This is a genomic window from Streptomyces sp. NPDC001220 (assembly GCF_053597895.1).
The window spans coordinates 68,960-90,116 of record NZ_JBSFJE010000017.1 but is presented as its reverse complement, the minus strand read 5'-3'; the positions used below and the strand labels follow the sequence as shown (position 1 = coordinate 90,116).

The following is a 21,157-nucleotide window of genomic DNA, read 5'->3' as shown; positions in this document are numbered from 1 at the left end:
AACCCCTCGTGCCAAAAGGCAAGCGAGGGGAGCGCGCCGGTGTGGTCGCTGGGGTTTCCGGATCGTTCTCCGGTGGGTCCCAGCTCAGCCGACGCGCTGTCCAAGTACGAGAATTCGGGTGCGCATGGAACTGACCCTCCCTCTGACGCGCACCACGTGTCAAGTGGGTGGGACGGGAGTCTCATTATGTGAGCGAAGGGCACTGCCGCCTCCGAACACGGCGGTCACCCCACCGGCGACCGCGGGCACACCACCGGTGTACACCCCCGCGCCCCGCTCCATGGCTCGTTCGCCTCCGGCGGCGCCCGCGAACGCCGGCTCGGCCGGTGCGTGCGGCACCGGATAGTGGCCGGAACCGAGGGCCCGGCGCAGCCGGTACTCGTCCACCGGACCGGAGAAGGCCATGCCCATCCCGTGCGTGCACCCCATCGCGCGCAGCGCCGTGACCTGCTCGGGCAGGTCCACGCCCTCGGCCACCGACTGGAGCCCGAGATCGCCGGCGATCCGCAGCAGCCCGCTGGTGATCTTGTGCAGCCGGGGCGACTCGACGACTCCCTCGACCAGGCTGCGGTCGAGCTTGAGCATGTCGACGGGGAGCTTGCGCAGGGCGGTGATCGCCGCGTAGCCGCTGCCGAAGCCGTCCAGCGCGATCCGGACACCGTGCCGGCTGAGCGCGGTCAGGCGCCGCTCCAGCTCGTCCAGCGGAACCCTGGGGTCGGTGTCGGAGAGCTCCAGGACCAGCGCCCCCGAGGGCAGCGCGTGCCGGGTCAGCAGGGCCTCCACGGAGCCGAGCGGCGAGGACCGGTCGAGCAGCCGCCGGGCACACGTCCGGACGGCGACCGGCACCACGAGCCCGTTGGCGGCCCGCTCGGCGGCCTGTTCGACCGCCTCCTGGAGGATCCAGCGGTCCAGCTCGGCGGTCTTGTCGCTGTCCTCGGCCACCCGCAGGAACTCGGCGGGCGTGAACAGCACCCCCTGGGAGGAGCGCCAGCGCGCCTGTGCGGAGACCGAGTCGATCCGGCCGCTCTCCAGGCACACCACGGGCTGGTGCAGCAGCGCGAACTCGCCGTCGTGCAGCGCGGCCCGCAGCCGGGTGGCCAGTTCCGCCTTGCGTACGACGTCCTGCTGCATCTGCGGCCTGTACAGCTCGACGCGGCCCTTTCCGGCCGACTTGGCGCGGTACATCGCCAGGTCGGCGTTGCGCAGCAATTCCCCGGCGCCCAGACCCGGTTCGGCGAAGGCGACACCGATGGACGCGTTGACACGGACATCGTTGCCGTCAATGGCGTACGGCTGCGAGAGGGTCGTCCTGAGGCGGTCGGCGAGCTCCAGGATGTGCCGCTCCCGGGCACTGCGGTCACGGGTGCCGTCTCCGACGATCAGCGCCGCGAACTCGTCGCCGCCCAGCCGGGAGGCGGTGTCGCCGTGGCGGACCGCGTCCTGGAGCCGGCGCGCGGCCTGGACGAGCAGTTCGTCGCCGGCCTGGTGCCCGATGGTGTCGTTGACGGCCTTGAATCCGTCCAGGTCGATGAAGAGCACGGCCGTGTTCCGCAGGGCGGGGCCCCGGTCGGAGGAACGGCGGCCGGACAGGGCCTGCTGCACCCGCCGGGTGAACAGGGCGCGGTTGGGCAGGTCGGTGAGCGGGTCGTGCTCGGCGTTGTGCTGGAGCTGCGCCTGCAGCCGCACTCTCTCGGTCACGTCCCGGCTGTTGAAGATGAGGCCGCCGTGGTGCCGGTTGACGGTGGACTCGACGTTGAGCCAGCCGCCGTCACCGGACCGGAAACGGCACTCGATACGGGTGGTGGACTCCTCCAGGGGGCCGGTGGCGAGGAAGCGGCGCACCTCGTGCACCACGCAGCCCAGGTCCTCCGGGTGGATGAGGTTGCCCAGTTCGGAGCCGACCAGCTCCTCGGCGGGCCGTCCGTAGACCCCGGCGGCGGCCGGGGAGACGTACCGGAGGATGCCGTTGGGCGCGGCGATCATGATGACGTCGCTGGAGCCCTGCACCAGGGAGCGGAAGTGGTTCTCCTGATGCGCCAGTTCCTGGGTGAGGGTGATGTTGTCGAGCAGCATGATGCCCTGGCGGACCACGAGCGCGAGGACCACACAGCCGGCGGTGATCAGGACGACGTGGTCCGGACTGCGGCCGTTCAGCACGTTGTAGAGGATGCCCAGCGTGCACACGGCGGCGGCCAGGTACGGGGTGAGGGCGGCCAGCGAACCGGCCAGGGGGCGGCCCGCCGGGTACCGGACGTGTTCGCCGCCCGGGGCGGGCGCCTGCCTGGGCACCGTGGCCCGTCCGCCGGGCACGTGCTCGTGGACCACGCGGGTGTGCCCCTCGGGCTCCGCCGTCGGCCGTGGCGCGGCCCAGGGGGCGTACGCCAGCAGCAGCGAGCCGGCGAACCAGCCCGCGTCCAGCAGCTGGCCGGAGCGGTAACTGCTGTGCAGCAGCGGCGAGGTGAACAGGGCGTCGCACATCACGGTCAGGGCGAGAGCGCCGATCGCGGTGTTCACCGCGGTGCGGTTGCCCGGCGAGCGCCGGAAGTGGAGCGCGAGCACCATGCTGACCAGGGCGATGTCCAGCAGCGGGTAGGCCAGCGAGAGCGCGGTGTGCGCGACGCTGGGCCCGTCGAGCCGGGCGGCCTGGGCGAGCGCGAGGCTCCACGACAGAGTGAGCAGCGAGCCGCCGATCAGCCAGGCGTCCAGCCCCAGGCAGATCCACCCGGCCTTGGTCATCGGCCGCTTGGCCAGTACCAGCAGACCGACGATGGCGGGCGGCGCGAAGCACAGGAAGAACAGGTCGGCATAGCTGGGGCTGGGCACGGGCCGCTGGAGCACGACCTCGTACCACCCCCAGACCGCGTTGCCCAGGGCCGCCATCGCCGAGGAGAGGGCGAACAGCAGCCACGCGGGTCGAAAGCGGACCCGCGGGGAGCGCGCGTAGCAGAAGCACGACACGGCGGCGGTGCCGGCCGCCGCGGTCAGACCGAAGTCGCCCATGAACAGGGCGATTTGGTTCGAGCCCCAGTCGAACGCGGAACCGACGGCGTATCCCGCGCAGATCAGGGCCAGGACGAGTTGGCGGACCACGCCGGTCCCGCCGCCGGTGGCCGGCGGCCGGGAGTTCGGCCTTCCCGCCGGAGGCTGCGCCCGCAGCGCTCCGGGGAGGGCGGTCGGCACAGGCGTCGGCGCTGTCACCGGATGCTCCCGGTCCGCGCCACGCCCGGGTCCCTCCGGTCCCGGTGCGCTGGGTGAGCGTGCCTCTTGCGTCCGCTGTGGCTGCGGTGGTGGTGATGGCTGGTGTGGTGGCCGCGTCTGCGCGCAGCTGTGCGCCAGGGTCGCCGCCGGCGGCTCCGCCGCGTCGGATCGTTCGTCCATAGGCCGTGCATCGCCCGTCGCCCCCCTCACAAATCTGAAATGTCCATCCCCGGCGCCGAACGGTGCGCGGCGCAGCCCCTGTCGGGACGATACACCAGTCTCGTCACTCAGGGACATAGCTTCTCTACGCTCCGTGACGACCAGCGGCTATGCGCGTACCCACCGCGCCCGGAAGGTCGCGGACCGTACCCGAAGCGGATTACACGCGTGTTGCCGCGATGGTCAGTTGTCGGCGGATCCCGTCGTAAGGATCACGTTTCGCAACGGCTCCCGGTTCACGAAACGGTTCAACTGCTCGGTGACGACCCGCTTGGCACGGGGCAGGAAGGCCGAGGTGGGGCCGCCGACGTGGGGGCTGATCAGCAGGCCGGGCGCCTGCCACAAGGGATGTCCGGCCGGCAGCGGCTCGGGATCGGTGACGTCCAGGGCGGCGGTGAGACGGCCGCTCTCCAGTTCGGCGAGGAGCGCCTTGGTGTCCACCACGGGACCGCGCGCGATGTTCACGAGCAGTGCGCCGTCCTTCATCCGCGCGAGGAACTCCGCGTTGACCAGGCCACGCGTGGTGTCCGTGAGAGGCGTGGCGAGGATGACGACGTCGGCTTCCGGAAGCAGTTGCGGCAGTTCGGTGAGCGGATGCACGGGACCGCGCGCCGAGGCGCGCCCGGAGCGCGCGACGCGCGCCACCCGCGCAACCTCGAACGGCACGAGCCGGTCCTCGATGGCCGAGCCGATGGCGCCGTAACCGACGATGAGGACGTTCCTGTCGGCGAGGGCGGGGTGGAAACCGCTCTCCCAGTGCTCCCGCTGCTGGGCGCGCACGAACCCCGGGACACCGCGCAGGGACGCCAGGGTCAGGGTGAGCGCGAGCTCGGCGGTGCTCGCCTCGTGCACCCCGCGCGCGTTGCACAAGGGCACTCCGGGGACGATGCGGTCGAGGGCCGCGATCATGTCGTCGACACCGGCGGTGAGGGTCTGGATGAGGCGCAGGTTCCGCATCCCCGGCAGCGGCCGCGCCCGCACCTCCTGCGGCTTCATGTAGGGGACGACATACACGGCGCAGTCGGCGGGATCACCGGGAAAGTCCTGGTCCCCGTCCCAGAAGAGGTAATTGAGCCCGTCTGGGAGCCCCTGGAACTCCTTCAGCGGGATGGGGAGCCATGCGTCTTGGGTCATGTCAGGAGGCTATGTCAGGGACGTGGGGGCGCAGAGGTTAGGTTGGGTGGTCTAGAAGGAGGTTCACGGGCTGGTGGAGCGCAGGACGATCGGCGCGGGGGCGCTCGCGGTGGGGGCCGTCGGACTCGGGTGCATGCCGATGAGCTGGGCCTACAGCGGGTCGCGGCAGCGCGGTGACGAATCGGTGCGGGCGGTGCACCGGGCACTGGACCTGGGCGTGACGCTGCTGGACACCGCGGACATGTACGGCCCGTTCACCAATGAACTGCTGCTGGGGCGGGTGCTCAGGGAGCGGCGGGCCGAGGCCTTCGTGTCGACCAAGGTGGGCCTGCTCGTCGGCGACCAGCACATCGTGGCGAACGGCCGGCCCGGCTATGTGAAGCGCGCCTGCGACGCGTCCCTGCGGCGGCTGCAGACCGACGTCATCGACCTCTACCAACTGCACCGCGCCGATCCCGAGATACCCGTCGAGGAGACCTGGGGCGCGATGGCGGAGCTGGTGCAGGCGGGGAAGGTGCGCGCGCTGGGACTGTGCGCCCTGGGGGCGCGCGGGGGGCGCAGGTCCGGCGCGCGGCTGCATGACGCGACCCTGCGCCAGTTGCAGCGGGTACAGCAGGTGTTTCCGGTGAGCGCGGTGCAGGCGGAACTGTCGGTGTGGTCGCCGGAGGCGCTGGAGGCGCTGCTGCCGTGGTGCGAGGCACGGGGCGTGGGTTTCCTGGCGGCGATGCCGCTGGGCAACGGCTTCCTCACCGGCACGCTCACGCCGGGCGAGGGTTTCGAACCGGACGACGTGCGCGCGCGGCATCCTCGCTTCACGGCGGAGATGATGGCGGCCAACCAGCCGATCGTGGCGGGGCTGCGGAGGGTCGCCCGGCGGCACGGGGAGGAGGTCACCGCCGCTCAGGTGGCGCTGGCGTGGGTGCGGGACCGGGGGCGGCATGTGGTCCCGGTTCCCGGTACCAAGCAGTGCCGGTGGGCGACGGAGAACGCCCGGTCCGTGGACGTCCGGCTGACTGCGGAGGATCTGGCCGAGCTCTCCGGGCTGCCTGCTGCGCAGGGATCTTGGGATTAGCGATCGCCGTCCGTGATCCGCCGGTGGTTCGGTGCTGCGCCGTCGTGGCTGATCGCGCCCACGCGGCGGAGCCGCATATCGGCACAGTCCCGCGCCCCTGACGGGGCGCTGCACTACCGTCGGTCGCGAGGGCCGTCGGGCGTGGTGAAGGGACCGTGATCGTGCAACGTCAAGGCTTGACCGCCGTGTTGGCCGCGGCCGGGCTCCTGCTGGTGGCCGGGTGTTCCTCCGGCGGTGAGGGCGAGGGCGGGCCCACGCCGCCTTGGGCGATGAGTACGTCGGCGAGTGCTTCCTCGTCGGCCGGCGCGAGGGAGTCGGCCGCGCCCGCGAAGGGGTCGGTGAAGGTGCTGCGCACGGTCGCCGGAGGGCTCAAGTCGCCGTGGGGTCTCGCGCCGCTGCCGGACGGGTCCGGGCTGCTCGTCTCCGACCGTGACGACGGGACGATCAGCAAGATCGACGAGAAGACCGGGAAGAAGACCGAGCTGGGCACCGTCTCCGGGGTGTCCGCGGCCGGGGAGGGGGGTCTGCTGGGCATCGCCCTGTCCCCCGACTTCGCCTCGGACCACATGATCTACGCGTACTTCACCTCGGCCTCCGACAACCGCATCGTGCGCCTGCTCTGGGACCGGAGCAAGCCGGCCGGGGAGCAGCTGGGCGCCCCCGACACGATCTTCAAGGGCATCCCCAAGGGGTTCATCCACAACGGCGGGCGGATCGCCTTCGGCCCGGACGGCATGCTCTACGCGGGCACCGGGGAGAGCGGGCAGCGGGGTCTCGCCCAGGACAAGGACTCCCTGGGCGGCAAGATCCTGCGGCTCACCCCGGAGGGCGACCCGGCCCCCGGCAACCCGTTCCCCGGCTCCCCGGTGTACACCTACGGTCACCGCAATGTGCAGGGCCTGGCCTGGGACGACCACCAGCGGCTGTTCGCCTCGGAGTTCGGCCAGGACACCTGGGACGAGCTGAACGCCGTCAAGCCCGGCGGCGACTACGGCTGGCCGGACGCGGAGGGCCGGTCCTCGGACGCCAAGTACGTGAACCCGATCGCCCAGTGGCACACCGACGACGCCTCCCCCAGCGGCATCGCCTATGTCGACGGGGTGATCTGGATGGCCGGGCTCAAGGGCCGGCGGCTGTGGCGCATCCCGCTGAAGGGCACCGTCGCGGGCGCCGAACCCGAGGCCTTCCTCAAGGGCGAGTACGGCCGGCTGCGCACGGTCGTGGCGGCGGGCGGCGACAAGGTGTGGCTGGTGACCAGCAACACCGACGGACGTGGCCGGCCGAAGCCGGGCGACGACCGGATCCTGGAGCTTCAGGTGCGCTGACCGGCGGTGGCCGTGCGGTCGGTGTGGCCGGTGCGGTCGGTGTGGCCGGTGCGGTCGGTGTGATCCGGCGGGAACAGTTCCAGGCGGTGGGCCACCGCGGCGGCCTCCCCCCTCCCGGAGACGCCGAGCTTGCCCAGGATGTTGGAGACGTGGACGCTGGCGGTCTTCGGGGAGATGAAGAGCTCCTCGGCTATCTGACGGTTGGTACGGCCCGCCGAGACCAGCCGCAGGACGTCCCGCTCCCGGTTGGTGAGGCCGAGGCTCTCGGCAGGGTCCAGGGCCCGGCGCGGGGTGCCGGCGGTGAGGCTGAGGCGGGCCCGCTGGGCGAGCAGGGCGACGGCCTCGGCGAGCGGGCGGGCGCCCAGGTGGGCGGCGACCGCCCCGGCCAGCCGGAGCAGTTCCGTCGCGCGGTCGCGTCCGTCGTCGCCGGACGCCTCTTCGAGCAGGACCTGGGCGAGGCGACGGCGGACCCGGGCGAGGTCGTAGGGGCGGTCCAGGCGCTCGAAGTCGGTGACCACGTCGGACCAGAGCGCGGCGGTGTCGGTGCCCCGGGCGCGGTGCAGTTCGGCCCGGGTCCAGCGCTCGTACGCCAGCCACAGGGGCGCACCGGTGGTGAGCTTGCGGACGGCCTCGGTGAGCCGGCCGAGGAACTCGGCACGGCCGTCGGCCACCGCGGGCAGGGCGCGGGCGTCGGCCTCGGCAGCGGCGGCGGCCAGCAGCAGGGGCCAGCCGTAGCGCTGGGTGCCCGGCGGGAAGCCGCGGTCCAGGGCGCGGTCCAGCTCGGCGCGGGCGTCGAGGAGCCGGCCCTCCTCGGCCGCGACGCCGACGGCGATCCGGGCGACGGGCAGCAGCGCCTGGGGCATCGGGTCGTGGGTGCCGTAGTGCTCGTGCGCGATGGCGAGCTGACGGGCGGCCTCGGCGGCGTCGCCACGGGCGAGGGCGATCTTGGCGAGGCGCAGGGCGCCGGCGCCCCGGGGCTTGGCGCTGGCCGCGGAGCCGAGGGCGCCCGCCGCGGCTTCGGCGGCCTCGTCCCACTGGCCGAGCGCGTACAGCGAGTCGGAGAGGTTGCCCCAGATCCACACCTCGGAGTCCAGCAGGCCGTACCTGCGGGCGAAGACGAGGCCCTCCCGCAGGATGGGCACCGCCTCCCCGCTGCGGCCGACCGAGTCCAGCTCGGAGGGCAGGTTCACATAGGCGCGGCCCGCGACGTTGGCCGCGCCCTCCCGCAGGGCGGTCTCCTTGACCCGGCGCAGTTCCGCCATCCCGTTCTCGACGTCACCCGCGTCGACCATGAGGCAGCCCAGGGTGATGCGGGCGTTGAGCTCGATCCCACGGGCGCCCACCATCCGCGCGTACTCCACGGCCCGTTCAGCGGCGGCGAAGGCCTCGGGGCCGGGTTCGTGGAGCATGCACCAGTTGGCGACGTTGGCCAGCACGTCGGCGTGCACCTCCGAGGGCGGCAGGCCGCGCACCAGGTCCTGGGCGGTGCCGAGTTCCTGCCAGCCGTCGCCCCGGGCCAGGTCCTGGACCAGCCGGGAGCGCTGCACCCAGAACCAGGCCGCGCGCAGCGGGTCCCCCTCGTCCTCGACCATCCGCAGCGCCCTCTTGGTGATCTTCAGGGCGCGTTCGCGTTCCCCGCAGAAGCGGCCCGCGACCGCCGCCTCCGCCATCAGGTCGAGGTAGCGCAGCGGTGTGGTGGCCGGATCGCAGCCGCAGGGAGGGTAGACGTCGGTGTAGTCGACGGGGCGCAGGGCGGCGCGGATCTCCTCGGGAGTGGTGTCCCACAGCTCCATCGCCCGCTCCAGGAGCCGCAGTTGCTCGCTGTAGGCGTGCCGGCGGCGGGCCACGACGGAGGCGTGGAGGACGGCGGGCAGCGCCTTGGCCGGGTCGTGGGCCTGGTACCAGTAGCTGGCCAGGCGGGTCACGCGCGCGTCGGCCGGCACCAGCCCGGGGTCCGACTCCAGGGCCTCGGCGTAGCGCCGGTTGATCCGGGAGCGTTCGCCCGGGAGCAGGTCGTCGGCGACGGCCTCGCGGACCAGGGAGTGCCGGAAGCGGTAGCCGTCGCCGCCGGGCGTGGCGGTGAGGATGTTGGCGCCGACGGCCGCGCGCAGCGCCTCGATGAGGTCGTCCTCGGCGAGCTGGGCGACGGCGGCGAGGAGCCGGTACTCGACGGTGGAGCCGCCCTCGGCGACGATCCGGGCGACCCGCTGGGCGCTCTCGGACAGCGCCTCGACCCGCACGAGCAGCAGGTCGCGCAGGGAGTCGGTGAGCCCGGTGCAGCAGCCCTCGGCCCAGGCGACGGCGAGTTCCTCGACGAAGAAGGCGTTGCCGTCGGAACGCTCGAAGATCTCGTCGACCTGGGCGGGGTCGGGTTCGGCGGCGAGGATGCCGGCCATCTGGCGGCCGACCTCCTCCCGGTTGAACCGGGCCAGTTCGATACGGCGGACGGTGCGCAGCCGGTCGAGTTCGGCGAGGAGCGGGCGCATCGGGTGGCGGCGGTGGATGTCGTCGGAGCGGTAGGTGGCGAGGACGACGAGCCGGCCGGTGCGCAGGGTGCGCAGCAGATAGGAGAGGAGATGGCGGGTGGAGGCGTCGGCCCAGTGCAGGTCCTCCAGGGCGACGACCACCGTGCGCTCGGCGGCGAGCCGTTCCAGCAGCCGTGCGGTGAGCTCGAAGAGGCGGGCCATGCCCTGCTCGTCGTGGCGGCCGGCGGAGGCCTCGCCGAACTCCGGCAGCAGCCGGGCCAGTTCGTCCTCCTGCCCGGCGGCGGCCGCGGCCAGTTCGTCGGGCAGCGCGGCCCGCAGCGCGCGCAGCGCGGTGGAGAAGGGGGCGAACGGGAGTCCGTCGGCGCCGATCTCCACGCAGCCGCCGAGCGCGACGACCGCGCCCCGGCGGCAGGCGGCCGCGGCGAACTCCTCGACCAGCCGGGTCTTGCCGACCCCGGCCTCGCCGCCGAGCAGCAGCGCCTGCGGCTCGGCGGCCTCGGCACGGGCCAGCGCCTCGTTCAGCGTCCCCAGCTCGTCGCTGCGGCCTACGAACACGGGACTCACGGACCTGGTTTCCACAGGCCAGAGCATCGCATGCGTCTCGGAGTTGACGGCAGCGGTTTTCCACAACCCCGGTCCGCTTGTCATACGACCCGGCGGCGTGGCCTGCGGCGTGCGATCCGACGGCAGTCCCGCAGACCGGTGGCCGACCCCCGTACGGCCACCGGTCTCCGTGTCCTCGGCCGCGGTGTCCTCGGCCATGGTGTCCTCGGCCGCCGGGCGGGGGTCGGTGCCGCCCGGCCCCCTGTTCACACCGTGCCCGGGAGCCCGCGTCGGCCGCGGCGGACGGTATGGATCTCCTCCGGCACGGCGGCCTGGCGGGCTGCCTGCTCGCGGCGGGCGGCCCGGCGGGAGCGGACGGCCTCGCGGGCCAGGCGGGCGTCGGCGGCCTGGCGGTGCAGTTCGGCGGCGCGGACCTGGTGGAGCTCGAACTCGAACATGGTGTTCCCCTGGTGAGAGACGGTGGTTGGGCTTCGCTTCTCGCGATGCCTCCACCTTCGTCTCCCAGGGGGGTGCGCCACATCGGGAGAGTTCCGCATCTTCGGACGGCCGCCGGGCCCCGGACACGCATAAGGGGCCTCAGGCCGTCCGTAAGGTGCTTACGAACGTCCTAAGGCCCCTTCCGACCTGGGCTGTCTCAGCTGGTCGAGGGCAGCCCGAGGAGCGCGTCGGAGTACTTGAGGACGGCCAGCAGCAGGCCGATGACGCCGAGCGCGACACCCGCCCAGGCGACCGACTTGATCCACGGCGCCTGCGGCCTGCCGGGGGCACCGAAGGCGGGCCGGGCGAGCACCACGACGCCGGTGATCAGGGCCACCAGCGCGAACGCGCCGGCCCACAGCGCGGTGGTCTGCCAGGCATCGCCGTAGACCTCCTTGACCTGCTTGGCGACGCTCGCGCTCGACGAGGTCTGGAGCTGGCCGATGAGGGTCTCGCGGGCGGCGGCCACCGTACCGATCCAGCCACCGGTGAGGGAGACCAGGCCGAGCACGACGGAGACGACGGCGGCGGCGCCCTGGCCGACCCCGGACGGGCCCTCGGCCTCGTCCTCGGCCAGGCCTGCGGCAAGGTCGGCGTCGCCCTCCAGGTCCTCCGCGTCGAGGTCGGCGTCCGTGCCGTCGGCTGCCTCGGTCCCGGCGGCCGCCGCCTCCGGCTCGGCCCCGGTCGCGGACTCCGTCGCGTCGTCGGCGCTCTTGGTGACGCTCACCTTCTGCTCGTCGGTCGTGGCCTCGGCGCCCGTCTCGGCGCCGGTCTCGTCAGCTGTCTTGGTTCCCATGTCCGGCACCGTACGGATCCTGTCTGAGAGGCGTCTTAATGATCGTTCTGTACGGCACGCGCGCGTGCTTCACGCCATTCCGGGGCGAGGATCGACCACACCTCCAGGTCGTGCCGTAGGCCACCATAGGGGTGCGCCTGGCGGCGTACGCCATCGCGGGTCATCCCCAGCCGCCGGGCCACGTTCAGGCTGGGCTCGTTGCCCGAGGCGGCGACCCACTCGATCCGGTGGATGCCGCGCTGCTCGACCGCGAAGTCGATCAGCACCCGCATCGCGCGCGTGACGAGTCCGCGTCCGGTGCCGGCCGGCTCCAGCCAGCAGCCGACCTCGCAGTTCCCGGTCTCCGCGTCGAAGTTCAGGAAGAGCACCCCGCCGACGAGCGTGCCGTCGAGCCACAGGCCGTGCAGGGAGCCGGTGTCGGCGGCGCGCAGGTCGGCGTACCGCTGGAGCATCGCGCGCGCGGAGGGCACGTCCGTCTCCTTGGAGCCGAAGGAGATGAACTGTCCGATGAACTCCCGCCCGCGTTCCAGGTGGGCCAGGAACTCCTCGGCATGCCAGGGTTCCAGCGGACGCAGTTCGGCGCCGTCGTCACCCAGGGATATCGCGTACATCGTGCTTCTCCAGTTCCACCACGTCTTCGGCCGGCACGTCGAGCCTCTCATGCGCGGCGCGGCACTCTTGCGGCTCGATGCCGGTCCGGGGCGGGAACGTCAGTCGAACTGGTCCCCGAGAGCCATGACCATGACCCCCAGGATCATCAGCCACAGGGCTCTGCGGGTACGGCCCCGGGCCCCGAGCACCCCCGCGGCCACACACACGGCGGAGCCCACCGCATAGGCGGTCGGCACCAGCGCGGGCACGCCGCCGCCCAGTCTCATCAGGGAGGCGGTCAGACCCATCAGGGTCAGCAGGGCCCCGGTGGCGGTGGCGGTCCAGCGGGCCCGACGGACCTCCTCGTAGGGATCCTCGTCGTCGTCCGCGGCCTCCACCTCGGTCGTCTCCGGTTCGGTGTCGGATTCCGGGTGTCCGGTCATGGCGGGCGAGCGTAGTGCCCGCGCCTGAGAAAACCAGCTGCGAACGATGTCGACAACTGCTAGCTTCCGCTGGTCAGCCTTGAGCGGCCCCTCGCCGACGACCGAAGCGGGTGCATTGTTTGACGGTCCGAATGAGCTCCTACGCATCGCCTTCCACTACGAAGATCACAAGGAGCCCGTTCACCCATGTCCGACACCAGGACCGGGGGCGACCGCCTCACTGACCGCCTGACCCACCCCCGTTACCCGCTCAGCAACGCCTACGACCCCCGCTGGGTGGTCGACAACCAGATGGGGCCGAACGCCCTGTGGCTGCTGGAATGGCTGGCCCCCGCCCTCGGTCTGGACGCCCTGCGCCCCTGCGCGCGCGTGCTGGACCTCGGCTGCGGCCGGGCGATGACGTCGGTCTTCCTGGCCCGGGAGTTCCATGCCCAGGTCACCGCCGCCGACCTCTGGATCAAGGCCGACGACAACGCCCGGCGCATCGCGGAGGCCGGGTTCGCCGACCGGGTGCAGCCCGTGCACGCCGAGGCCCACGACCTGCCGTTCGCCGAGGGCGGCTTCGACGCGGTCGTGAGCATCGACGCCTACCAGTACTTCGGCACCGCCGACCTCTATCTCCCGACCGTCGCCCGTCTGTTGCGGCCCGGCGGCCGGATCGGTGTCGTCGTCCCGGCGCTGCGGGAGGAGCCCGCGGGGGTCGAACCGCCCGAGCACCTCAGGCCCTGGTGGGAGCCCGACTACTGGTGCTTCCACTCGGCCGACTGGTGGCGCCGGCACTGGACCCGCAGCGGCGCCGTCGAGGTCGAGGCCGCCGACTGGCAGCCGGACGGCTGGCGGGACTGGCTGCTGTGGTGCGAGGTGGTCGCCGAGGAGAGCCCTGAGGAGTTCCACCGCACGATGGCCCGCCAGGTCGCCGAGATGCTCCGGGCCGACGAGGGCCGCGCCCTGGGCTTCGTCCGCGTGGTCGCGCGCCGCAGGTAGGCGTACGGCCCGCCCCGCAGCTAGCCGTACGGCCCCGGAGGCATCGCCTCCGGGGCCGTACCGCGCACTGCTGCTCAGCCCTCGCTGACGCCCAGCCGCTCCAGGATCAGCTCCTTGACGCGGGCCGCGTCGGCCTGGCCGCGGGTCGCCTTCATGACCGCGCCGACCAGAGCGCCGGCCGCGGCCACCTTGCCGCCGCGGATCTTGTCGGCGACGCCCGGGTTGCCGGCGATGGCCTCGTCGACCGCCGTACCGAGCGCCGAGTCGTCGGAGACGACCTTCAGACCGCGCTTGTCGACGACCTCGTCCGGGGTGCCCTCGCCCGCGAGGACGCCCTCGATGACCTGACGGGCCAGCTTGTCGTTTAGATCACCGGAGTTGACCAGCGCGGTGACCCGGGCGACCTGCTCCGGGGTGATCGCCAGCTCGTCCAGTGCCCTGCCCGACTCGTTGGCGCTGCGCGCCAGTTCGCCCATCCACCACTTGCGGGCGGAGGCCGCGTCGGATCCGGCGTCGATGGTGGCGACGATCAGGTCCAGCGCGCCGGCGTTGATGATCGCCTGCATCTCCACCGCGGAGATGCCCCACTCGGTGAGCAGCCGGTTGCGGCGGGCAAGCGGCATCTCCGGCAGCGCGGCGCGGATCTCCTCGACCCACTCACGGGACGGGGCGACCGGGACCAGGTCCGGCTCCGGGAAGTACCGGTAGTCCTCGGCCTCCTCCTTCACGCGGCCCGAGGTCGTGGACCCGGTGTCCTCGTGGAAGTGCCGGGTCTCCTGGATGATCGTGCCGCCGCCGCTGAGCACGGCCGCGTGCCGCATGATCTCGAAGCGGGCCGCACGCTCCACGGACCGCAGCGAGTTCACGTTCTTCGTCTCGGAGCGGGTGCCGAACTTCTCGGTGCCGTTCGGGCGCAGCGACAGGTTCACGTCGCAGCGCATCTGGCCCATCTCCATGCGGGCTTCCGAGACGCCGAGCGCCTTGATGACCTCGCGCAGCTCACGGACGTACGCCCGCGCGACCTCGGGAGCACGCTCGCCGGCGCCCTCGATCGGCTTGGTGACGATCTCGATGAGCGGGATGCCCGCGCGGTTGTAGTCGAGCAGCGAGTGCGAGGCGCCGTGGATACGGCCGGTCGCGCCGCCCACGTGGGTGGACTTGCCGGTGTCCTCCTCCATGTGGGCGCGTTCGATCTGCACGCGGAAGGTCTCGCCGTCCTCCAGCTGCACGTCGAGGTAGCCGTTGAAGGCGATCGGCTCGTCGTACTGGGAGGTCTGGAAGTTCTTCGGCATGTCCGGATAGAAGTAGTTCTTCCGGGCGAAGCGGCACCACTCGGCGATCTCGCAGTTCAGCGCGAGACCGATCTTGATGGCCGACTCGATGCCGATCGCGTTGACGACCGGGAGCGCGCCGGGCATGCCGAGGCAGGTCGGGCAGGTCTGCGAGTTGGGCTCGGCGCCCAGCTCGGTCGAACAGCCGCAGAACATCTTGGTCTTGGTGCCGAGTTCGACATGGACCTCGAGGCCCATGACGGGGTCGTACGACGCCAGCGCGTCCTCGTACGACACCAGGTCGGTCGTGGTGGTCACGGTGAAACTTCCCTCTCAGCCCAGCAGGACGTCGTCGTCGCCCAGCCGCTTCAGCTCGCGGTAGAGGATGGCGAGGCCGGTGACGATCGCGACGGCGGACACGGTGGCGTCGATCAGCCGCAGCGTGTCGTGCTCGGCGCGGGCCTTCTTGATCTGCTTGGTGACACCGACCGCGCCGAACACGGTGGTGGCCATCGACAGGTACGTACCGGACTTCGACTTCTTGAAGCCCTTGGCCTTGGACAGTGCGTTGCTCACAGCGACGGTGCCTCCTCAAGCAGCGGGTGCCCCCACCTTTCCACGAAGGCGGCCTCGACAGCGGCTCCGACCTTGTAAAGGCGGTCGTCCTTCAGCGCCGGCGCGATGATCTGCAGGCCCACCGGGAGGTTGTCCTCCGGGGCGAGACCGCAGGGCAGCGACATGGCCGCGTTGCCCGCCAGGTTGGTCGGGATGGTGCACAGGTCGGCCAGGTACATCGCCATCGGGTCGTCGGCGCGCTCGCCGATCGCGAAGGCGGTGGTCGGGGTCGTGGGCGACACGATCACGTCGACCTGCTCGAAGGCCTTCTCGAAGTCACGCGTGATGAGCGTGCGGACCTTCTGCGCGGAGCCGTAGTACGCGTCGTAGTACCCGCTGCTCAGCGCGTAGGTGCCGAGCATGATGCGGCGCTTGACCTCCGGGCCGAAGCCCGCCTCACGGGTGAGGGAGGTGACCTCCTCGGCGGAGTGCGTGCCGTCGTCGCCGGTCCGCAGGCCGTAGCGCAGGCCGTCGAAGCGGGCGAGGTTGGAGGAGCACTCGGAGGGCGCGATCAGGTAGTACGCGGAGAGCGCCAGGTCGAAGGACGGGCAGTCCAGTTCGACGATCTCGGCGCCCAGTTCCTTCAGCAGCTCGACGGACTCGTCGAAGCGCTGGATGACACCGGGCTGGTAGCCCTCGCCGCGGAACTGCTTGACGACACCGACGCGCATGCCCTCGACGCTGCCGTTGCGGGCGGCCTCGACGACCGGCGGGACGGGCGCGTCGATGGAGGTGGAGTCCAGCGGGTCGTGCCCGGCGATGACCTCGTGGAGGAGGGCGGCGTCCAGGACCGTACGGGCACACGGGCCGCCCTGGTCCAGCGAGCTGGAGAACGCGACCATGCCGTACCGCGAGACCGCCCCGTACGTCGGCTTCACACCGACCGTGCCGGTCACGGAGGCCGGCTGGCGGATGGATCCGCCGGTGTCGGTGCCGATGGCGAGCGGCGCCTGGTAGGAGGCGAGGGCGGCGGAGGAACCGCCACCGGAGCCGCCGGGGATCTTGGTGAGGTCCCAGGGGTTGCCGGTGGGCCCGTACGCGCTGTTCTCGGTGGAGGACCCCATGGCGAACTCGTCCATGTTGGTCTTGCCGAGAATGACCACGTCGGCGGCCTTCAGCCGCTTGGTGAGGGTGGCGTCGTACGGCGGGATCCAGCCTTCGAGGATCTTCGAGCCGACGGTGGTCGGCACGCCCTCGGTGGTGAAGATGTCCTTGAGCGCGAGCGGGACGCCGGCGAGCGGCCCGAGCTTCTCGCCCCGGGCCTTCTTCTCGTCGACGGCACGCGCCTGGGCGAGCGCCCCCTCGCGGTCGACGTGCAGGAAGGCGTGCACCTTCTCGTCGACGGCCTCGATCCGGGCCAGGTGGGCCTCGGTGACCTCGACGGCCGTGAGCTCGCCGGAGGCGATCTTCGCGGCGGTCTCGGCGGCGGTGAGCCTGATGCAGTATTCGATCTTGTTGGCCGTCATGGCTGTCTAGTCCTCCCCCAGGATCTGCGGCACCTTGAAACGCTGCTGCTCCTGGGCCGGGGCGCCGGAGAGCGCCTGCGCGGGGGTGAGCGAGGGACGGACCTCGTCCGCGCGCATGACGTTCGTCAGCGGCAGCGGGTGTGAGGTCGGCGGTACGTCTTGGTCGGCGACCTCGCTGACGCGGGCGACCGCGCCGATGATGTCGTCCAGCTGTCCCGCGAAGTGGTCGAGTTCTTCGGGCTTCAGCTCCAGACGCGCCAGCCGGGCGAGGTGGGCGACCTCCTCGCGCGTGATGCCAGGCATGCAGCGTTCCTCTGGGGTGAGTGTGTGTGGTTTGGAGCCAATCCTATGGGGCGGGGCCCGGTGACCGTGCAACGGTTTCCCCGGGCCCCGGAATCACGGCGGCTCACCGGCTCAGTGACGCTGCTCCCAGGCCACGCTCTGCAGGTAGTGGTTGTCGTACAGCTCCTGCGCCTCCAGGAGGCTCTCCAGGGTGGCCTCGCCCAGCCGCAGGCGCTGGAGGTGGCGGAAGTACTCGAAGCGCTCCACGCCCGGGGTGATGACGATCAGGATGTCCGCGGTGCTGCCGGGGACGGCGGCGAAGGCGTGCGGCGCCCCGGGCGGAATGACGACCAGGTCGCCACGTTCGGCGGTGACGACGTCCTCGCCGGAGAGCAGGTCGGCGGCGCCGTCGAGCAGATAGAACATCTCGGCGGAGTTGCGGTGCAGATGCGGCACGGCGCCGTCGGCGCCCTCCCCCAGCGTGACCCGGACGGTGGAGAGCGCGCCGCCGGTGGCGCTGCTGTCGGCGAGCAGCCGGACCCGGGTCGGATCACCGCCGACCACCTCGGCGTCGGCCTCCCGCACGATCACGGACCCATCGAACTTCGGTACGAACAACGACATTCCCGAACCCCCTGTTGATAGACGTGTCGTTCAAGCGAGCCGATCAGACGAGGAACAGCAGCACCGCGCTGATCAGTACAACGATCGCGGTGGCGAAGTGGATCCCGTACGCGACCGCCTTCGTCCCGCCGTGGCGCAGCACTATCACCGTGTCGAAGAGCGGCACGAGTGCCACACAGAGCATGAACCAGGCCTCGGCACGGGCGCCGGCGAACGCGAGCAGGGCGAAGCCGACGACGCCGAAGGAGCCGTCCCGGAGGCCCTTGATGGCGAGGTAGGCGGAGGCGTCGCCGTTCGGGTCGGCGGGGACGCCGTAGCCGGCGGCGGACGCCTTGGGCTGGAGCAGGAACCTGGCCCCGATGAAGAGGATGAACAGGTCGAGTACGGCGGCGAGCGTGTAGGCGGTGATGGTCATGACGGCCCCCTCGGTGTTTTTCTAGCAGCGCTAGGACTGAAAGCGAAGCTAGCAGAGCGTCGGCAGATTGGCTAGCGATGCTAGAATCACCGGCATGTCGATTCAGACGCGCCGGGAGCGCGAGCGGGCAGAGCGGGAGCAGCTGATCGTCACGGCCGCACGGGAACTCGCGGAGGCGGAGGGCTGGGACGCGGTGACGACCCGGCGCCTGGCCGCCGAGATCGAGTACAGCCAGCCGGTCCTGTACAGCCACTTCAAGGGCAAGGACGCGATCATGGCGGCGGTGGCGGTCCAGGGCTGCGCGGAAATGGCGACGGAACTGCGGGCGGCACGCACGGCGGCGAAGGGCACGAGGCAGTCACTGGCGGCGGTGGCGGAGACGTACACGTCGTTCGCCCGCCGACGCCCCGCGCTGTACGACGTGATATTCACGCACACGGTGGACCTTCCGTTCGCGACCCCGGAGGCCCCGGAGGCGCTGCAGGCCGCGTTCGCCGAGCTGCTGCTGGCGGTGGAGCCGATCGCCGTGACCGGCGACGACCCCGCCCTCCTGACGGAGACGTTCTGGGCAGCCCTGCACGGCCTGGTCACCCTGATGCGCAGCGGCCGCCTGCCGGAGAGCGCCCACGAGACGAGGCTGGCACTGCTGATCGGCCATTTCAGCGCCCCGTAGGCCTTCGGCGGCCCGTAGACCTTCGGCGCCCCGTATACCTTCCGCGCCCCGTAGACCTTCCGCGCCCCGCAGGTTCGGCGCCCCGCAGATTCCGCGCCCCGCAGGGGCGCGGGGAACTGCGCGAGCAACCACGGACGCCCCGCACCCGCCCACGGCGCCCCACCCCCACGGCAGACGCCGGCCTCTCCACGAGCGATGAACGGGCGGGCGGGCGGCCGGAGATCTACTCGGCCGCCGGCAACGCAGCCCGCGGACGCTGCCACCCCCGCGACCCCCGCGCCAACAGCCACGCCGTCGCCTCCTCCGGCGGCATCGCCGCGGCGACCAGCCACCCCTGCACGGCGTCACACCCGAGGTCCCGCAGCCGCTCCCACGTCTCGTCGTCCTCCACGCCCTCCGCGACGACCAGCAGCCCCAGCGAATGCGCGAGGTCGACCGTGCAGCGCACGATCTCCGCGTCCTCGTTGTCCACGGCCAGCCGGGCCACGAAGGACCGGTCGATCTTCAGCTCGCTCACCGGCAGCCGTCGCAGGTGCACCAACGACGAGTAGCCCGTGCCGAAGTCGTCCAGCGACATCTTCACGCCGTGCCCGGTCAGCCCGGCGAGGGTGTCGGCGGCCCGCTGCGGGTCCTCCAGGAGCACATGCTCGGTTATCTCCAGCTGGAGCGCCCCCGCCGGGACCCCGTGCCGGGCCAGCCGCGCCGCCACCGAGCCCGCGAAGCCGGGGGTGTGGACGTCACGCGGCGACACGTTCACCGCCACCGGTACCCGCAGCCCCTGTGCCCGCCACCGGGCGACCTGGCCGAGCGCGGTCTCCAGGACGTACTCCGTCAGATGGGGCATCAGGCCCGAGGACTCGGCGATCGCTATGAACTCGTCCGGCGGTACCTTGCCGCGCTCCGGGTGCACCCACCGCACCAGCGCCTCAAGACCGGCCACCTGCCCGTCGAAGCGCACCTTCGGCTGGTAGTGCAACTGCACCTCGTGGGCGTCCAGGGCGCGGCGCAGATCGCCCAGCAGCCCCAGCCGGTCCGGGGTGTTGGAGTCCCGCTTGGACTCGTACACCTCGACGCCCGTACGGTCCCGCTTCGCCTGGTACATCGCCACGTCCGCCCGGCGCAGCATCCCCTCCGCGTCCAGCGCGTGGTCGGGGAAGACGGCGACGCCCGCGCTGGCCTCCAGGACCAGGGTGAGTCCGTCGAGGTCGAGCGGGGAGGAGAGGGCCGTGACCAGGCCGCGGGCGACACGGGTCGCGGACGTCGTGGAGTCGGCGACGGGCAGTAACACCGCGAACTCGTCGCCGCCGAGCCGGGCCGCCTCCGCACCGCGCGGCAGCGCGGCCCGCAGCCGGTCGGCTATCTGCAGCAGCAGCCGGTCACCGGCGAGATGACCGAGCGTGTCATTGACCGAACGGAACCGGTCGAGGTCGATCAGCATCAGGGCGGAGCGGGCGCCGATGCGTTCGGCGTCGTCGAGGGCGGTCCAGATCCGCTCAAGCAGCCACTGCCGGTTGGGCAGTCCGGTCAGCGGGTCGCGCAGCTGCTCCTCCGCGCGGGCCCGGGCTATCCACAGGGTGGAGTCGAGGGCGACCAGCGGGATGGAGAACAGCGGGAGCAGCAGCGGCTGGGCGACGGCGACCACGCAGATCAGCGGGGCGATGCCGAGCAGTGCGACGGCGACCAGGCCCTGGCGCATCAGGGCGGTGCGGGCGACGGTGGGCAGTCCGCCGCCGCGCGGTGCGTGCAGGTACCAGAGCAGGGCGCGGGTGACCGCGAGATACGCCACCGCGACGAGGACGACCTCGGGGGCGGTGGCGACGCTCCAGGTGGCGGGGTTCCAGGGCGACTCGACGGTCGGCACCCGCCCGAACGCGCCGAGCACCAGCGCGCCGGCACCGATGCCGAGGATGTCCACCGCACCGTGCAGGACACCCTGCCGCCAGCGGTGGCGCCTGGCTATCCCGACCAGGACGACGACGGTGAGGCTGACCATGCCGGCCGGCACCCAGCCGTAGAGCAGGAGCACGGCGAGGGTGAGGGCGGCGCCTGAGCCGGTGCCGCCCCACCAGCGGGCGCGGCCGAGCAGCACCAGGTGGCCGACGATGATGCCGGTGAGCACGGCCAGCGACCAGCCCACCGTGCCGGAGGGGAAGAGGGCGTGGTTGTCGGTGAAGGCGCGGTAGAAGCCGGCTCCGAGGGCGAACGCGGCGGCCCCGACGACTGCGGCGGGCAGCGCGGGCCAGGACAGGTGCCGTTCGTGCTCGTGGCCGGGCAGGTCGGGCGGCGGCTCGACCGCGGCCAGTGGCAGCGGGTCGCGCGCGTCCACGGAGGCGCTCAACCCCGGCATGCCGATGTGCCGATCACCCCGTACCGTCCACCGAGTCCCCCGCCACACGCTCGCCCGGCGGCGCAGCGTCAGCCGCGCTTCGGGGGCGGCGCTCTCGGTCGGTTCCATTCCCGTCCCTCTCACAGCCGGCGGTGCCCACGCCATGCGGTCCGTGCCCTGCCGGAGCACGGGAATG

Annotated in this window: 18 protein-coding genes; 4 read left to right on the top strand and 14 right to left on the bottom strand. The window is 72.1% G+C overall.

The window, feature by feature from the left end; all coding sequences use genetic code 11:
- Window positions 1-159 precede the first annotated feature (159 nt).
- Together ACWDGI_RS34485 and ACWDGI_RS34480 are read right to left on the bottom strand one after the other, a co-directional pair.
- Window positions 160-3,198 (bottom strand): putative bifunctional diguanylate cyclase/phosphodiesterase, encoded by a 3,039-nt coding sequence (locus tag ACWDGI_RS34485; RefSeq protein ID WP_450765893.1) that lies wholly within the window; start codon window positions 3,196-3,198, stop codon window positions 160-162.
- A gap of 402 nt (window positions 3,199-3,600) precedes the next feature.
- A complete protein-coding gene (locus ACWDGI_RS34480) occupies window positions 3,601-4,551 on the bottom strand; it encodes a 2-hydroxyacid dehydrogenase (protein ID WP_450765891.1) in 951 nt (316 codons plus the stop codon).
- A 73-nt stretch (window positions 4,552-4,624) separates the two neighbouring features.
- On the opposite strand from ACWDGI_RS34480, the gene ACWDGI_RS34475 reads away from it, so the two are divergent.
- Window positions 4,625-5,623, top strand: a complete 999-nt coding sequence (locus tag ACWDGI_RS34475) for an aldo/keto reductase (RefSeq protein ID WP_450765889.1) — start codon at window positions 4,625-4,627, stop codon at window positions 5,621-5,623.
- A gap of 176 nt (window positions 5,624-5,799) precedes the next feature.
- Window positions 5,800-6,948 carry a PQQ-dependent sugar dehydrogenase gene (locus tag ACWDGI_RS34470; protein WP_450765887.1) on the top strand — a complete coding sequence of 383 codons (1,149 nt, stop codon included), beginning with the start codon at window positions 5,800-5,802 and terminating at the stop codon, window positions 6,946-6,948.
- Here ACWDGI_RS34470 and ACWDGI_RS34465 read toward each other — a convergent pair.
- From ACWDGI_RS34465 to ACWDGI_RS34445, 5 genes are all read right to left on the bottom strand, one after another.
- The gene (locus tag ACWDGI_RS34465; protein ID WP_450765885.1) at window positions 6,936-10,025 is read right to left on the bottom strand and encodes a helix-turn-helix transcriptional regulator; all 3,090 of its coding nucleotides are present in this window, start codon (window positions 10,023-10,025) and stop codon (window positions 6,936-6,938) included. The two genes, ACWDGI_RS34470 and ACWDGI_RS34465, sit on opposite strands and share 13 nt — an antisense overlap.
- Window positions 10,026-10,243: 218 nt before the next feature.
- Entirely contained in the window at window positions 10,244-10,435 is a 192-nt protein-coding gene (locus tag ACWDGI_RS34460; RefSeq protein WP_450765883.1) for a hypothetical protein, read from the bottom strand.
- A gap of 197 nt (window positions 10,436-10,632) precedes the next feature.
- Window positions 10,633-11,271, bottom strand: coding sequence for a hypothetical protein (locus tag ACWDGI_RS34455; RefSeq protein ID WP_450765881.1), 639 nt, complete (start codon window positions 11,269-11,271; stop codon window positions 10,633-10,635).
- 35 nt (window positions 11,272-11,306) lie between these two features.
- Window positions 11,307-11,882, bottom strand: coding sequence for a GNAT family N-acetyltransferase (locus tag ACWDGI_RS34450; protein ID WP_450765880.1), 576 nt, complete (start codon window positions 11,880-11,882; stop codon window positions 11,307-11,309).
- Window positions 11,883-11,981: 99 nt separating this feature from the next.
- Complete coding sequence (locus ACWDGI_RS34445) at window positions 11,982-12,305, bottom strand: hypothetical protein (protein WP_450765878.1); 324 nt, start codon at window positions 12,303-12,305, stop codon at window positions 11,982-11,984.
- A gap of 186 nt (window positions 12,306-12,491) precedes the next feature.
- Between ACWDGI_RS34445 and ACWDGI_RS34440 the strand changes: the two genes are divergently transcribed.
- A complete protein-coding gene (locus ACWDGI_RS34440) occupies window positions 12,492-13,289 on the top strand; it encodes an SAM-dependent methyltransferase (RefSeq protein ID WP_450765877.1) in 798 nt (265 codons plus the stop codon).
- 74 nt (window positions 13,290-13,363) lie between these two features.
- Here the strand turns inward: ACWDGI_RS34440 and gatB are convergent, their stop codons facing one another.
- From gatB to ACWDGI_RS34410, 6 genes are all read right to left on the bottom strand, one after another.
- A complete protein-coding gene (gatB, locus tag ACWDGI_RS34435; protein ID WP_450765875.1) occupies window positions 13,364-14,878 on the bottom strand; it encodes an Asp-tRNA(Asn)/Glu-tRNA(Gln) amidotransferase subunit GatB in 1,515 nt (504 codons plus the stop codon).
- Window positions 14,879-14,893: 15 nt separating this feature from the next.
- Entirely contained in the window at window positions 14,894-15,136 is a 243-nt protein-coding gene (locus tag ACWDGI_RS34430) for a hypothetical protein (protein ID WP_450765873.1), read from the bottom strand.
- Window positions 15,133-16,641 carry an Asp-tRNA(Asn)/Glu-tRNA(Gln) amidotransferase subunit GatA gene (gene gatA, locus ACWDGI_RS34425; protein WP_351739587.1) on the bottom strand — a complete coding sequence of 503 codons (1,509 nt, stop codon included), beginning with the start codon at window positions 16,639-16,641 and terminating at the stop codon, window positions 15,133-15,135. The genes ACWDGI_RS34430 and gatA overlap by 4 nt, the downstream gene beginning before the upstream one ends.
- Before the next feature lie 6 nt (window positions 16,642-16,647).
- On the bottom strand, window positions 16,648-16,944 hold the full coding sequence (gene gatC, locus ACWDGI_RS34420) for an Asp-tRNA(Asn)/Glu-tRNA(Gln) amidotransferase subunit GatC (protein WP_018544665.1): 297 nt from the start codon (window positions 16,942-16,944) through the stop codon (window positions 16,648-16,650).
- Between the two features lie 111 nt (window positions 16,945-17,055).
- Window positions 17,056-17,547, bottom strand: a complete 492-nt coding sequence (locus ACWDGI_RS34415; protein ID WP_450765871.1) for a cupin domain-containing protein — start codon at window positions 17,545-17,547, stop codon at window positions 17,056-17,058.
- A 43-nt stretch (window positions 17,548-17,590) separates the two neighbouring features.
- The gene (locus ACWDGI_RS34410) at window positions 17,591-17,962 is read right to left on the bottom strand and encodes a DUF4267 domain-containing protein (RefSeq protein WP_450765869.1); all 372 of its coding nucleotides are present in this window, start codon (window positions 17,960-17,962) and stop codon (window positions 17,591-17,593) included.
- A gap of 94 nt (window positions 17,963-18,056) precedes the next feature.
- Between ACWDGI_RS34410 and ACWDGI_RS34405 the strand changes: the two genes are divergently transcribed.
- Complete coding sequence (locus ACWDGI_RS34405) at window positions 18,057-18,635, top strand: TetR/AcrR family transcriptional regulator (protein ID WP_450765867.1); 579 nt, start codon at window positions 18,057-18,059, stop codon at window positions 18,633-18,635.
- Window positions 18,636-18,858: 223 nt separating this feature from the next.
- On the opposite strand, the gene ACWDGI_RS34400 is transcribed toward ACWDGI_RS34405, so the two are convergent.
- Window positions 18,859-21,090, bottom strand: coding sequence for a putative bifunctional diguanylate cyclase/phosphodiesterase (locus ACWDGI_RS34400; protein WP_450765865.1), 2,232 nt, complete (start codon window positions 21,088-21,090; stop codon window positions 18,859-18,861).
- Window positions 21,091-21,157: the final 67 nt, after the last annotated feature.